Annotated in this window: 14 protein-coding genes; 7 read left to right on the plus strand and 7 right to left on the minus strand. The window is 54.0% G+C overall.

Annotation, left to right across the window (positions count from 1 at the left end; genetic code table 11):
* Positions 1-3: 3 nt before the first annotated feature.
* Genes WM46_RS20220 through rfaD form a run of 4 tightly spaced genes read right to left on the minus strand, consistent with a single transcriptional unit; the run spans position 4 to position 4,243 of the window.
* A complete protein-coding gene (locus WM46_RS20220; protein WP_102603142.1) occupies positions 4-1,275 on the minus strand; it encodes an O-antigen ligase family protein in 1,272 nt (423 codons plus the stop codon).
* A 10-nt stretch (positions 1,276-1,285) separates the two neighbouring features.
* A complete protein-coding gene (gene rfaC, locus WM46_RS20225; protein WP_102603143.1) occupies positions 1,286-2,248 on the minus strand; it encodes a lipopolysaccharide heptosyltransferase RfaC in 963 nt (320 codons plus the stop codon).
* Positions 2,249-2,251: 3 nt separating this feature from the next.
* Entirely contained in the window at positions 2,252-3,298 is a 1,047-nt protein-coding gene (rfaF, locus tag WM46_RS20230) for an ADP-heptose--LPS heptosyltransferase RfaF (RefSeq protein ID WP_042998616.1), read from the minus strand.
* A 12-nt stretch (positions 3,299-3,310) separates the two neighbouring features.
* Complete coding sequence (rfaD, locus tag WM46_RS20235) at positions 3,311-4,243, minus strand: ADP-glyceromanno-heptose 6-epimerase (RefSeq protein WP_042998615.1); 933 nt, start codon at positions 4,241-4,243, stop codon at positions 3,311-3,313.
* Positions 4,244-4,458: 215 nt separating this feature from the next.
* Here rfaD and kbl point away from each other — a divergent pair, with 215 nt between their 5' ends.
* The 3 genes from kbl to WM46_RS20250 all read left to right on the plus strand — a co-directional run bounded on the left by kbl (position 4,459) and on the right by WM46_RS20250 (position 7,961).
* Entirely contained in the window at positions 4,459-5,655 is a 1,197-nt protein-coding gene (gene kbl / locus WM46_RS20240; protein WP_042998614.1) for a glycine C-acetyltransferase, read from the plus strand.
* Between the two features lie 9 nt (positions 5,656-5,664).
* A complete protein-coding gene (tdh, locus tag WM46_RS20245) occupies positions 5,665-6,690 on the plus strand; it encodes an L-threonine 3-dehydrogenase (RefSeq protein ID WP_042998613.1) in 1,026 nt (341 codons plus the stop codon).
* 236 nt (positions 6,691-6,926) lie between these two features.
* The gene (locus WM46_RS20250) at positions 6,927-7,961 is read left to right on the plus strand and encodes a glycosyltransferase (RefSeq protein ID WP_061075915.1); all 1,035 of its coding nucleotides are present in this window, start codon (positions 6,927-6,929) and stop codon (positions 7,959-7,961) included.
* Here the strand turns inward: WM46_RS20250 and WM46_RS20255 are convergent.
* The 3 genes from WM46_RS20255 to gpmM are packed head-to-tail and all read right to left on the minus strand — an operon-like array spanning position 7,948 to position 11,748.
* A complete protein-coding gene (locus WM46_RS20255) occupies positions 7,948-8,907 on the minus strand; it encodes a divergent polysaccharide deacetylase family protein (RefSeq protein ID WP_061075916.1) in 960 nt (319 codons plus the stop codon). The two genes, WM46_RS20250 and WM46_RS20255, sit on opposite strands and share 14 nt — an antisense overlap.
* A gap of 3 nt (positions 8,908-8,910) precedes the next feature.
* The gene (envC, locus tag WM46_RS20260) at positions 8,911-10,194 is read right to left on the minus strand and encodes a murein hydrolase activator EnvC (protein WP_042998610.1); all 1,284 of its coding nucleotides are present in this window, start codon (positions 10,192-10,194) and stop codon (positions 8,911-8,913) included.
* 9 nt (positions 10,195-10,203) lie between these two features.
* Positions 10,204-11,748 (minus strand): 2,3-bisphosphoglycerate-independent phosphoglycerate mutase, encoded by a 1,545-nt coding sequence (gene gpmM / locus WM46_RS20265; RefSeq protein WP_061075917.1) that lies wholly within the window; start codon positions 11,746-11,748, stop codon positions 10,204-10,206.
* A gap of 247 nt (positions 11,749-11,995) precedes the next feature.
* On the opposite strand from gpmM, the gene WM46_RS20270 reads away from it, so the two are divergent.
* The 4 genes from WM46_RS20270 to gpsA all read left to right on the plus strand — a co-directional run bounded on the left by WM46_RS20270 (position 11,996) and on the right by gpsA (position 14,260).
* Entirely contained in the window at positions 11,996-12,427 is a 432-nt protein-coding gene (locus WM46_RS20270) for a rhodanese-like domain-containing protein (RefSeq protein ID WP_061075918.1), read from the plus strand.
* A gap of 32 nt (positions 12,428-12,459) precedes the next feature.
* The gene (grxC, locus tag WM46_RS20275; protein ID WP_012908148.1) at positions 12,460-12,711 is read left to right on the plus strand and encodes a glutaredoxin 3; all 252 of its coding nucleotides are present in this window, start codon (positions 12,460-12,462) and stop codon (positions 12,709-12,711) included.
* Between the two features lie 62 nt (positions 12,712-12,773).
* Complete coding sequence (gene secB / locus WM46_RS20280) at positions 12,774-13,241, plus strand: protein-export chaperone SecB (protein ID WP_003024155.1); 468 nt, start codon at positions 12,774-12,776, stop codon at positions 13,239-13,241.
* Complete coding sequence (gene gpsA / locus WM46_RS20285) at positions 13,241-14,260, plus strand: NAD(P)H-dependent glycerol-3-phosphate dehydrogenase (RefSeq protein ID WP_061075919.1); 1,020 nt, start codon at positions 13,241-13,243, stop codon at positions 14,258-14,260. Before secB ends, gpsA begins: the two co-directional genes overlap by 1 nt.
* Positions 14,261-14,264 lie beyond the last annotated feature (4 nt).

Consider the following 14,264-nt stretch of genomic DNA (forward strand, 5'->3'; position numbering starts at 1 on the left):
AGCTTATTGTGTCGCAATATCGCCGTGCAATCGATTTTTCTTGAGGAAAAGCATTAAAACGATCGCGGTTATTAAGATGATTGGCACGCTACGAGACCAGAGAATGACATCACTGAGCCCCGTTCCGACGATCGCTAGCGTTAACGCAAAAAGTCCCAGCGAACGGTGATAATAAACCGTAAAGAACAGCGCGATATAGAATAACAGTGTCGACAGGACACCGGCGATCCCTTTCAGTGAAGCGGCTTCGATAAACTCGTTATGTAGATGGACATTCGAAAACTCCAGCGCGCCTTGCAAATATTTATGCTCAGTTGCGAGTTCTGTCATTCGCTGGGCCCGTGTATCGGCGGATCTCGCCGCGAGCGGAGCCTCTTTAAAGATGTCGAAGCCAATTTCATACATTGCCAGACGTGCACCCAGAGAACTCTTGCTATTACCCTGGCTATAGCGTGTCAGATCCGACACACCTTCGTGGAAGCGGTTATAAATCGGCTTACTAAACAAGGCAATCAGCACAACCAACGCGATGAAAAAGCCAATGACTGAAAAGAAGAGTTTCTTTGGCGACTTGATATATCCGGCAACCAACGACAGCGCGCAAATCACCGGGAAGATCAACAGCGTGGAGCGCGTCTGGGTAAGTGCCAGGGCATAGAATATCGCGATGGCATTCAGTAAAAATAATATCGGATGATTCCGCTGGGTGTAGAGAATCGATATCCCGCTGACAATTCCGACAAACATAATGGAGTAGGCCGCGCCCGTGGCCGAACCAATGCCAAAATCAAGACGAATTATGCCAGTGGTCGCTTTTATATAATACGCATATCCCGCGATAAAGAATGACAGCGAATACAGGATATAAAGCGGTAACTCTTTCTTAAAGCGAATTCTTGACGTCAGCGCCAGCAAAGTAAGAAAAGCGCCAAAGAGAAAGATTTTCGCCGTGTTCAAATAACTGTGATAGGTCGCGCGAAAGGGAGAGTGATCAACCTTAAAGGCGGAATACCACGCGACGTCCAGCGCGCCGATGATAAAAATAGCGAGCGGCAGCAACCAGTACTGTACCGAATAGCTTTCAGGTTTACCGCGTAATAGCAGCGCCAACAGACCCAATATCGCCGTAACATTATATAACTTCATGCTTAGCGTATTATCAAACATTGCAACAATCAGCGTGATGGCACAGAGCAAATAGGTTGTCACTTCCAGTGCTGAAGACGTCTTTGTGGCGTAGTGACGCCAGGGACTGATAAGACTCAAGGTTGGCATTCAATTACCTTTATAATAATGATGATAGTTCGTCGCGGACTGAATCAGCATTTAGCATTGCTAATTGATTTCCTGGCGCACGACACGCCACCTGGTTCTTCCCGTAACCACCAATAAGCCCTGGATCCGTAGGACCGTACAACGTGACGTTAGGTCGATCGAGTGCGGCGGTCAGATGGCTTAACCCCGTATCGACTGAAACGACAAATTTTGCTCCCGCCAGCACGCGTGCGACGCCTTCCAGCGTCATTCGCGGTAATACCTCAACGTGAGCGAATCCCTCAGATAACCTTTTCGCCCGTGCTTCTTCATGAGGCGCACCCCAGGGCAATTTAATGCTTATCCCACTGTCAGCCAACAGACCGATTAACGCTCGCCAGTTGGCCTCCGGCCAGTGCTTATCATCGCGCGTTGTGGCATGCAAAAATACGGCATAGGGCTGTTCATCCGTATTTCCGAAGGTAAGGAAATGCTGCGCAATGGCATAATCGCCCTGCGACGCCGGTTTTTGATAGCCTAAGCTTTTTGCAAACAGTTCGCGCGTACGCTCTACGGCATGCTGTTGTCTGGCAATATGATGGCGGCGATTATAGAACAGGCTGGCCAGCGGTTCACGCGCGGTTTGCCAGTCCATGCCGTGTTTAACCCCGTGCGCCAGACGCGTGACCAGCGCCGCGCTTTTCACCAGTCCCTGGGCGTCAATGATAGCGTCATAGTGCTCAGCCTGTACGGCATCGCGAAAGGCTTTGCGTTCTGCTTTAATCGGCGCGGAAAACCAGGCTTTACGCCAGCGGCGAATCGCCACGGGGATGACACGGTTCACCGCGGCATGCCAGGACGGTATCTGCGCAAACCCTTCTTCAACCACCCAGTCAAACTGAATATCCGGGATAGCCTGTTGCGCATCCGTGAGCGCGGGTAGCGTATGTAGCACATCACCCATTGAGGACGTTTTGACGATCAGAACCCGCATTCGTCAGGCTTCCTCTTGCAGTAACAGACTGTTGAGTTCTTCCAGTACGCGCGCCGGCGTAATGTCGATCAGACTCTGATGATAGCCTTCGGCGGCATCGCCTTTGCGTACTTTGTGATAGCCCGTTATCAGGCGAATTACGCGTGCTTTATGTGACAGAGGCGGGGTGAAATCCGGGCTGCTCGGACCATAGAGGGCGACCAGCGGACGATTCAGCGCCGCGGCGACGTGCATCAGGCCGGAGTCGTTAGTGACAACAGCCTTACACGCGCCAATCAATATGACCGCCTGTTCGAGCTGTGTTTCGCCCGCCAGGTTACGACACCACGCCTGTTGTTCATCACTCAATGTCGCCAGAATTTCGTTTCCGGCCTCATGATCTTTCGCCGAGCCAAACAGCACTATCTGATAGCCTTCATCAATGAGCTGTTTCGCCAGTTCCGCATAATGGTAGTGCGGCCAGCGTTTTGCCGGACCGAACTCCGCGCCGGGGCAAAAACCTATCATCGGACGTTCGTCAGAAAGCGAAAACGCGCTGCAGGTTAACGACTTTTCACCTTCGCTCACCTGGAGCTGCGGCCATAACAGCGGCTGAGGCAGATCTTTCGCCGTGCGCATCACGCCTTTGTCGTAAGCCAGCGCCACGTAGCGCTCGACCATTAAGGGCCAGGCGGCTTTATCCAGTACGCGCGCGTCGTTAAGCAGGCCGTAGCGCATTTCACCGCGCCAGCCCGTACGGTGAGGGATACCGGCAAAGAAAGGAACCAGCGCTGATTTAAACGAATTGGGCAACACATAAGCACGATCATAGCGTTTTTCACGCAGACTGTGACCCAGTTTGCGGCGTTCGCCGAGTTCGAGTGCGCCGTGACCGAGCGGCATCGGAATGGCCTCGTTGACTTCCGGCATCCGCGATAACAACGGACGGCACCATGCCGGTGCCATCACGTCGATTATCGCCTGGGGATAGCGCGCCTTGAGCGTGCGATAGAGACTTTGCGACATCATCATGTCGCCCACCCAGGACGGGCCAATCACCAGAATCCTCATAGATTGCCTGCCTTACGCGTCGCGGTTCAGCCAGGTCATATATTCCGTTACGCCTTCGGCAACGGTCTTGAAGGGCTTATCGTAGCCCGCAGCGCGCAGGTTGGTCAGATCGGCCTGAGTAAATGCCTGATAGCGACCTTTCAGTTTTTCCGGGAACGGAATGTATTCGAGTTCACTTTTCTTATGGTAGGCCAGCGCGGCATCTGCCACCGCCTGGAAGGATTCTGCACGACCGGTACCCAGGTTAAAGATGCCGGACACGCCGTTCTCCCAGAACCACAGATTGACATCCGCCACGTCGCCGACGTACACGAAGTCACGCTTGAAGTTTTCGCTACCTTCAAACAGCTTCGGCGTTTCGCCGTTGTTGAGTTGCGTATTGAGATGGAAAGCCACGCTCGCCATGCTGCCTTTATGGCCTTCACGCGGTCCGTAGACGTTGAAGTAACGGAAGCCGACGATCTGTGAGTTGGCTTCTGGCAGGATCTGACGGACATACTCGTCAAACAGGAATTTGGAGTAGCCGTAGACGTTCAGCGGTTTCTCATATTCGCGGGATTCGATGAAGTCAGAAGTGCGACCGCCATAGGTGGCGGCGGAAGAGGCATAAAGGAACGGAATTTCGCGCTCCAGGCAGTAATGCAGCAGCTCTTTGGAGTACTGATAGTTGTTATCCATCATGTACTTGCCGTCCCACTCGGTGGTGGAAGAGCAGGCCCCTTCGTGGAAAATGGCTTCGATCTCGCCGAACTCTTCGCCCGCCATGATCTGGATTAAGAAATCTTCTTTATCCATATAGTCGGCAATGTTCAGATCCACCAGGTTAACAAACTTGGTGCCGTCTTTCAGGTTGTCCACCACCAGGATATCGGTGATGCCTTTATCATTCAGGGACTTAACGATGTTGCTGCCGATAAAGCCCGCGCCGCCGGTAACGATGATCATAACTGTAACCTATGAATTATGGAGTCAGAGACAATCTCAGACACGAATACCTCTTATCATATCACTACATAGCGTTGGCTTCAGCCATTCACCGAATGGTCGTGTGGGTACGCGTGATTTATCCTGCATTTTAAAGAAGTGATAATGCGTCATCTCGTATCAGCGTCCAGGGTTAGGTAAGATGTGCTGAAATTTGCCCAGTCTGGAGAATCGCAATGCGTGGGGATTTTTACAAACAGTTAACCAACGATCTGCAAACCGCCCGTGCGGAAGGATTGTTTAAAGAAGAGCGCATTATTACGTCTGCTCAGCAGGCAGATATCACGGTGGCGGATGGCAGCCACGTCATTAACTTCTGCGCCAACAACTATCTGGGGCTGGCGAACCATCCGGAGCTGATTGCTGCGGCAAAAGCCGGTATGGATTCTCACGGATTTGGGATGGCGTCGGTGCGCTTTATCTGTGGCACCCAGGACAGCCATAAACAGCTGGAGCAAAAGCTGGCTGAATTTCTCGGCATGGAAGATGCCATTCTTTACTCCTCCTGCTTTGATGCCAACGGCGGCCTGTTCGAAACGCTGCTCGGCGCCGAAGATGCGATTATTTCCGATGCCCTGAACCATGCCTCCATCATTGACGGCGTGCGCCTGTGTAAAGCAAAGCGCTTCCGCTATGCCAACAACGATATGCAGGAACTGGAAGCGCGCCTGCAAGAAGCGCGAGACGCCGGGGCTCGTCATGTGCTGATTGCCACTGATGGCGTGTTCTCAATGGACGGCGTCATCGCCAACCTGAAGGGCGTGTGCGATCTGGCTGACAAATACAACGCGCTGGTGATGGTCGATGACTCTCATGCGGTGGGGTTTGTCGGTGAGAACGGTCGCGGCTCCCATGAGTACTGCGACGTGATGGGCCGCGTAGACATCATCACCGGCACGCTGGGTAAAGCGCTTGGCGGCGCGTCTGGTGGCTATACCGCCGCGCGCAAAGAGGTGGTTGAATGGCTGCGTCAGCGCTCCCGTCCGTATCTGTTCTCTAACTCGCTGGCGCCGGCGATTGTCGCTGCCTCCATCAAAGTGCTGGAGATGGTTGAGTCTGGCGGTGAACTGCGCGATCGCCTGTGGGCCAATGCGCGTCAGTTCCGTGAGCAAATGTCTGCCGCCGGGTTTACCCTGGCCGGCGCCGATCACGCGATTATCCCGGTGATGCTGGGCGACGCGGTGATTGCACAAGACTTTGCCCGCGAGCTGCAAAAAGAGGGCATTTACGTCACAGGATTCTTCTATCCGGTTGTTCCGAAAGGTCAGGCGCGCATTCGTACTCAGATGTCTGCGGCGCATACCCCGGAACAAATCACCCGCGCGGTGGAAGCCTTCACCCGCATTGGTAAACAACTGGGCGTTATTGCCTGAGGATGTGAGATGAAAGCGTTATCCAAACTGAAAGCGGAAGAGGGCATCTGGATGACCGACGTTCCGGAACCGGAAGTCGGCCACAACGATCTGCTGATTAAAATCCGTAAAACAGCCATCTGCGGCACTGACGTTCACATCTATAACTGGGATGAATGGTCGCAAAAAACCATCCCGGTTCCTATGGTTGTTGGTCATGAGTACGTTGGCGAAGTGGTCGGTATCGGTCAGGAAGTGAAAGGCTTCAAGATCGGCGACCGCGTGTCCGGGGAAGGTCACATTACCTGCGGACACTGCCGTAACTGTCGTGGCGGACGCACCCACCTGTGCCGTAATACCACGGGCGTGGGCGTGAACCGTCCGGGCTGTTTCGCAGAATACCTGGTGATCCCGGCGTTCAACGCGTTCAAAATCCCGGACAATATCTCGGATGATCTGGCCTCCATCTTTGACCCGTTTGGCAATGCGGTGCATACGGCGTTGTCGTTCGATCTGGTCGGCGAAGACGTGCTGGTGTCGGGCGCTGGCCCTATCGGCATCATGGCGGCGGCGGTAGCGAAGCACGTGGGCGCACGCAACGTGGTGATCACCGACGTGAACGAGTACCGTCTCGAACTGGCGCGTAAGATGGGTATCACCCGCGCAGTCAACGTGTCGAAAGAGAGCCTGAACGAGGTGATGGACGAACTGGGCATGACCGAAGGGTTTGATGTCGGCCTGGAGATGTCCGGTGCGCCGCCAGCTTTCCGCGCGATGCTGGACACCATGAACCACGGTGGTCGGATTGCTATGCTGGGCATTCCTCCCTCTGACATGTCTATCGACTGGACGAAGGTGATCTTTAAGGGGCTGTTCATTAAAGGCATTTACGGCCGCGAGATGTTCGAAACCTGGTACAAGATGGCCGCGCTGATTCAGTCGGGGCTGGATCTGTCGCCGATCATCACCCACCGCTTCTCGATTGATGAGTTCCAGAAAGGCTTTGACGCCATGCGTTCAGGCCAGTCCGGGAAAGTCATTCTCAGCTGGAATTAATCAGAAAAGGCCGGAAAATCCGGCCTTATTTCCTGAGGAATATCCGGAAAGCTGTAAAGAATTGTCATTGTCATAAATAATTCGTAATTGCGTCGTAGTCTTATATTGCTGTTTACCTGATGCCCCTACGCTGAAGTCTCCTGGAACCTTTACAAATATTATTATCAGCCTTAATCGTTTCTTAATACAAAGGCTGTAAAAAGGCGGATAACTTCAAAGGCATTCGGTAATTTATTATGATGAACAGTACAAACAGACTCAGTGTTATTATCCCGTTATATAATGCGGGTAATGATTTTAAAGCCTGCATGGAATCTCTCATCGCGCAAACATGGACTGCCCTGGAAATTATTATTGTAAATGACGGGTCAACGGATAATTCTGTTGATATAGCAAAGTATTACGCCGAAAACTATCCCCATGTACGACTGCTGCACCAGGCGAATGCCGGGGCATCGGTCGCCCGTAACCGCGGGATGGAGGTGGCGAGCGGTAAGTACATCGCGTTTGTTGATGCCGATGACCTCGTCTATCCGCACATGTACGAAACGCTAATGACAATGGCGCTGGAAGACGATCTGGACGTCGCGCAGTGCAATGCCGACTGGAGCGAGCGGGATACCGGCGTGACCTGGCAATCTATCCCAACCGACCGGATCCGTTCAACCGGCGTACTCACCGGCCCTGACTGGCTACGTATGGCGCTTTCTTCCCGCCGCTGGACTCACGTGGTGTGGATGGGGGTTTATCGTCGGGATGTGATTGAAAAGAATAACATCCGCTTTATTCCCGGATTACATCATCAGGATATTGTGTGGACCACGGAATTTATGTTTAACGCGTTGCGTGCGCGTTATACGGAAGAATCCTTGTATAAATATTTCTTACATAATAATTCTGTCAGCCGACTGAAACGTCAGGGTAATAAAAATCTGAACTATCAGCGGCATTACATTAAGATCACCCGCTTATTAGAGAAGCTGAACCGGAATTACGCAGACAGGATTACTGTCTATCCTGAATTTCATCAACAAATAACGTATGAAGCATTGCGTGTTTGTCATTCTGTGCGCAAAGAACCCGATATTTTGACGCGCCAGCGAATGATCGCCGAGATTTTTACCTCGGGGATGTATAAACGTATGATAATGAATGTGCGCAGCGCCAAGGTCGCCTATCAGGCGTTACTGTGGTCAGTGAGATTGTACCAATGGCGCGACAAAACGCGTTCGCACCATCGTACTGCACGTAAAGCGCTTAACCTGGGTTAACGCTGTTATCGCGGGGCGATTTTCCCCAGCCCTGCCACTGATTCTGGAACCAGTTCACCAGCGTGCTCTGACTGATGCTTTCGCTTAACACGCTGAAGAATCGACTGGTATAGACCGGTTCTACTGGTTTCTTCGGTTTACACAACGTCACGCCGCGGAATGGATTTCGCGGGGCGTCGTTGGTTTTCGGTGGTGTCAGATTCGGCGTGGAGGTATCCACCTGCGGCTCATTGAGCAGGCTGCTCGGACGGACAAGGGTGATGTCGGCTGGCAGGTTATACACCATTTGCTGTAACACACGTACCGTCGACGGATGAGGGTGGCCTATCGCGATGGCAGAACCGTTGCGGCGAGCCAGATCAATCGCGCGGGTAAACTGGCGGCGAATGTCCGCGTCGTTTTGCGTGTCGTCGAGAAACACTTTCCGCTTAATCACCTTCACGCCGGTCCCGGATGCGGCACGCATCGCCTGACTATTACCGATGGTCATACTGTCGAGAAAATAGAGATCATAGCGTTCCAGCGCCTGCATCACTTTCTGCATACCAAACAGGCTGGAAGTCATTGCGCTGCCCATGTGGTTGTTGAGCCCCACCGCGTAAGGAACTTTGCCAACCGCCTCGCGAATGATCCGCTCAATTTCGTCGCTGCTCATCTCCGGACGTAGGGTGTCTTTCTCCAGCGGCTGTTTACTCAGTGGTGCCATCGGCAGATGGATCAGCACTTCATGACCGCTGTTATGCGCTTTGGTCGCCATTTCGCGCGCATGAGGCGCATTGGGCAGCACGGCGACGGAGATTTGAGAGGGCATCGCCAGCACCTGATTTTCGTAGTGCGGGCGGTAGCCAAAATCGTCAATGACGATGGCAAGTTTGCCAGCAAAAACAGGGGAGGCGAATGCCAGCAGGCTGGCGAATGAAAGAACCGTACGACGAAACTGAGGCAAAACTTATCTTCCCAACCACGGCTGTGGATTGACGGCCTGACCCTGGCGACGAATTTCGAAATAGAGCGACGGTCGACCCTGACCCCCACTGCTACCCACCAGCGCAATCGGCTGGCCGGCGCGAACCTGCGTACCGACGCTGACCAGCGCACTCTGGTTGTAGCCATAAAGACTCATGTCGCCCTTGCCGTGTTCAACGACGACGACCAGTCCGTATCCCTGCAGCCAGTCCGCCAGAATGACGCGACCATCGGCAATGGCTTTCACTTCAGTGCCTTCAGACGCACCGATAACCATCCCCTTCCAACGTAGCTCACCTTGCAGTTGTTCGCCATAGCGATGCAGCGTGGGGCCGCGAACCGGCCAGAATGCCTGGCCGCGCGGTGAACCCAGGCCGCCGGTACGCGACATTAGCGATTTCTCACTGTCTGTGGGCTTGTACGTGGTGCCTTTGCGGGTGGCCTCTTTCTGGCGATTACGCACCGCTTCCGCCTCGCGTGCTTCACGTTCGGCACGGGCTTTGGCGGCCGCCTCGGCACGGGCAATGCTGTTACGCAAACGGGATTCGTTGGCGCGCAGTTCGCTGAGCTGTTGCTGGCCCTGCTGAATAGAGGACTCCAGCCCGGCGAGGGTTTTCTTACGTTCGTTACGCGCCTGTTCAAGCTTCGCCTGCTGGGCGCGCTGTTCATACAGCAGCGTCTGTTGCTGACTCTGCTTCTCTTCCAGTTCGGCACGCTGAGCGGCGACCTCTTCGCGAGTCTGCTTCAGCTCGTTGATCGTCTCCTGGCGCGCCTGGTTCAGATAACCAAAGTAGGCCTGCAAACGCTGGCCGCGCTGGCTCTCTTCACCACTGAGGATAAGCTGAATACCGGTGTGTTCACCCTGGCGAAACGCGGCATCCAGCTGCGCGGCGAGGCTGCGCTCCTGGTTGGCTTTCTGCCGTTCCAGCTTCGCGATAGAAGCATTCATCTCATCGATTTGTTTGTTCAGCTGCGCGAGCGTGTTTTGCGTTTCACGTAACTGGCGTGCGGCGGCGGAGATGGCCTCTTCCTGCGCCTTCAACTGCGCGAGCAGGCCGGAACGCTGTTGCTGTTGCTGACGAACGGCGCGTTCTTTGGCGGCGATATCGGCCTGAATGGATTTAAGCTGATCGCGGTCATCCGCGTGGGCGGAAAAGGCGCACAACAATACGCCAGCGCTCACCACGCTGGCGTAAATCAGAGGCCTGACTGAAAACCGTCTTGGTTTCATGGCCCCATTTTCGCTATTTATCGTCTTTCCCCTCATGGGGAAGGATTATTCCACGATGAACAGCGGCTTACCAGTCATCTCTTGCGGGATTTCCATACCCATCAGCGTCAACATGGTAGGGGCGATATCGGAAAGTTTGCCGCCTTCCACCGCTTTCACATTTTTGCTGCCGACATAAATCAGCGGAACCGGGAGGTTAGTGTGCGCGGTGTGCGCCTGACCGGTTGCCGGATCGCGCATCTGCTCGGCGTTGCCGTGGTCAGCGGTGATCAGCAGTTGACCGCCAACGGACTCAACCGCTTTCGTCACCTGCTCAACACAGTGGTCCAGTGCTTCAACCGCTTTAACCGCCGCTTCCATCACGCCCGTGTGACCGACCATGTCGCCGTTCGGGTAGTTACAGATGATGGTGTCGTATTTCCCGCTTTCGATAGCGGCCACCAGTTTTTCGGTCAGCTCTGCGGAGCTCATTTCCGGCTGCAGATCGTAGGTCGCCACTTTCGGTGAGTTAATCAGGATGCGATCTTCACCGGTGAACGGCTCTTCAACGCCGCCGTTGAAGAAGAAGGTGACGTGGGCGTATTTTTCCGTTTCGGAGATACGCAACTGCGTTTTGTCGTTCTTCGCCATCCATTCGCCAAGCGTGTTCGCCAGCGAGGCGGGCGGATAGGCAACGGCCGTTTTGATGTCGGCTGCGTATTCGGTCAGCATCACGAAGTTCAGGTTAACCACTTTCTTGCGCGCGAAGCCGTCAAAGTCAGCGTTAACAAAGGCGCGGGTGATTTCACGCGCACGGTCAGCACGGAAGTTCATGAAAATGAGCGTGTCGCCGTCTTCCATCGCGGCATCGGCCTGGCCTTCGGCGCGGATCACAGTGGCTTTCACGAATTCATCGTTTTCATCGCGGGCATAGGCGGCCTGCAGACCTTCAACGGCGGTATTAGCCTGGAATTCACCCTGCGCCAGCGTCATCAGGTCATACGCTTTCTCCACGCGATCCCAACGGTTGTCACGGTCCATCGCGTAGTAACGGCCAATGATGGAGGCGACGCGGCCTTTGCCTAGCGCGGCAAATTTCTCTTCGAATTTTTTCAGAGATGACTCTGCGCTGCGTGGCGGCGTATCGCGGCCATCGAGGAAAGCGTGCAGATAGATTTTCTCTGCGCCACGCTCTGCGGCCAGTTCAACCATCGCCATGATGTGATCTTCGTGGCTATGGACGCCACCGGCAGAGAGCAGACCCATGATGTGCACGGCTTTACCGGCGTTTTTCGCCTGGTCAACCGCTGCAGTCAGCGTCGGGTTAGCAAAGAAAGTACGTTCTTTAATTTCAACGTCCAGACGGGTCAGGTCCTGATACACGATGCGGCCCGCGCCCAGGTTAACGTGACCGACTTCGGAGTTACCCATCTGACGATCGGGCAGGCCCACTTCCAGACCGGAAGCATCGATCAGGGTATGCGGGCGTTTTGCCCACAGCGCATCCATTACCGGGGTTTTGGCAGTAAAAATGGCGTTATCCTGGCTGTCTTCACGGTAGCCATAGCCATCCAGAATCACCAGTACCATAGGTTTTTTAGAAACCGACATTGCGAAACCTCACACTCAAGAGACAAAAATAATTGCGTAATTTTACTACAGCTGAATCGATAAAATAGCCTCAGAAGATCAAAGAATGGGGCAGGCTGGTTCATGGATGGCACGGATTTGCACTTTTTTTTCCGTAGCGCCCCGCAAAAATGCAATCCATTGCACGCGCTGGCTGTATTTGCGCCAACGCGCAGGTATACTCCTGTCCTGGTTTTTTTAATCACTGAGTCGGGAGTTGTTACCCCCCATGCAAGAAATTATGCAATTTGTTAGCCGCCATCCCATACTGAGTATCGCCTGGATTGCGTTACTGGTGGCGGTATTGTTCACCACGTTTAAAGGCCTGACGTCGAAAGTTAAGGTCATCACTCGCGGCGAAGCCACGCGTCTTATCAATAAAGAAGACGCCGTGATCGTGGATTTACGTCAGCGTGACGATTTCCGCAAAGGCCATATCGCGGGTTCCATTAACCTGCTGCCGAGCGAAATCAAAGCGAACAACGTGGGCGAGCTGGAAAAGCACAAAGACAAACCGGTTATCGTGGTCGATGGTTCCGGCATGCAGTGCCAGGAAGCGGCAAACGCGCTGATCAAAGCGGGCTTTGAGAAAGTGTCTGTGCTGAAAGAAGGCGTTGCGGGCTGGAGCGGTGAGAATCTGCCGCTGGTTCGTGGGAAATAATTTTCCCGACGTAAACGAATTTGGAGATAAGTATGGCCAATATCGAGATCTACACCAAAGCAACCTGCCCGTTTTGCCATCGTGCGAAAGCGCTGCTGAACAGCAAGGGTGTGAGCTTCCAGGAACTGCCGATCGACGGCGATGCCGTGAAGCGTGAAGAGATGATCAAGCGCAGTGGTCGTACGACGGTTCCGCAGATTTTTATTGATGCACAGCACATTGGCGGCTGTGACGACTTGTATGCGTTGGATGCGCGTGGTGGACTTGATCCCCTGCTGAGCTAACGCTGGGCCATGTTATTGGCATCAAGCGCTATTTAAGGACAACACTAAAGGGTTTTCTACACATGTCAGAACAAAACAACACCGAAATGGCTTTCCAGATCCAGCGTATTTACACCAAAGATGTCTCTTTTGAAGCGCCGAATGCGCCGCATGTTTTCCAGAAAGATTGGCAGCCAGAGGTTAAACTTGATCTGGATACAGCATCTACTCAACTGGCAGATGACGTATACGAAGTAGTGCTGCGTGTTACCGTAACGGCTTCCCTGGGTGAAGAAACGGCGTTCCTGTGCGAAGTTCAGCAAGGCGGTATCTTCTCTATCAGCGGAATCGAAGGCACCCAGATGGCGCATTGCCTGGGCGCATACTGCCCGAACATTCTGTTCCCGTATGCCCGCGAATGCATCACCAGCCTGGTTTCACGCGGTACGTTCCCGCAACTGAACCTTGCGCCGGTTAACTTTGATGCGCTGTTCATGAACTATTTACAGCAGCAGGCTGGCGAAGGTACTGAAGAACATCAGGATGCCTGATGAACCAAAGTAATGCTTCAATGACTGTGATCGGTGCCGGCTCGTACGGCACCGCTCTTGCCATCACCCTGGCAAGAAATGGCCACCAGGTTGTCCTGTGGGGCCATGATCCTAAACATATCGCGACCCTTGAGCACGATCGCTGCAACGTCGCGTTCCTCCCGGATGTGCCTTTCCCCGATACGTTACGCCTCGAAAGCGACTTAGCCACTGCGCTGGCGGCCAGCCGCGATATTCTGGTAGTCGTGCCCAGCCATGTCTTTGGCGAAGTATTGCGACAGATTAAGCCTCTGCTGCGTCCTGACGCGCGTCTGGTCTGGGCAACCAAAGGGCTGGAAGCAGAGACGGGTCGCCTGTTGCAGGACGTTGCCCGTGAAGCGCTGGGCGATCAAATCCCGCTGGCGGTGATTTCCGGACCGACGTTCGCGAAAGAACTGGCGGCAGGCATGCCGACGGCCATCTCCCTGGCTTCCACTGACGACACCTTTGCTGACGATCTGCAGCAACTGCTGCACTGTGGTAAGAGTTTCCGTGTCTACAGCAATCCGGATTTCATCGGCGTCCAGTTGGGCGGCGCGGTGAAGAACGTGATTGCGATTGGCGCGGGAATGTCTGACGGCATTGGTTTTGGCGCTAACGCCCGTACCGCGCTGATTACTCGCGGTCTGGCGGAAATGTCGCGTCTGGGCGCGGCGCTGGGCGCCGATCCGGCAACCTTTATGGGAATGGCCGGGTTAGGCGATCTGGTGCTGACCTGTACCGACAACCAGTCGCGTAACCGCCGTTTTGGCATGATGCTCGGTCAGGGCATGGATGTCCAAGGCGCGCAGGACAAGATTGGACAGGTGGTTGAAGGCTACCGCAATACGAAAGAAGTTCGCGAGTTGGCGCACCGTTTTGGTGTCGAAATGCCAATAACCGAGGAAATTTATCAAGTATTATATTGCGGAAAAAACGCGCGCGAGGCAGCATTGACGTTATTAGGTCGTGCACGCAAGGACGAGCGAAGCAGCCACTAGTCTC

This window comes from Citrobacter freundii complex sp. CFNIH2 (assembly GCF_002880615.1).
In the GTDB taxonomy this organism is placed as follows: domain Bacteria; phylum Pseudomonadota; class Gammaproteobacteria; order Enterobacterales; family Enterobacteriaceae; genus Citrobacter_A; species Citrobacter_A amalonaticus_F.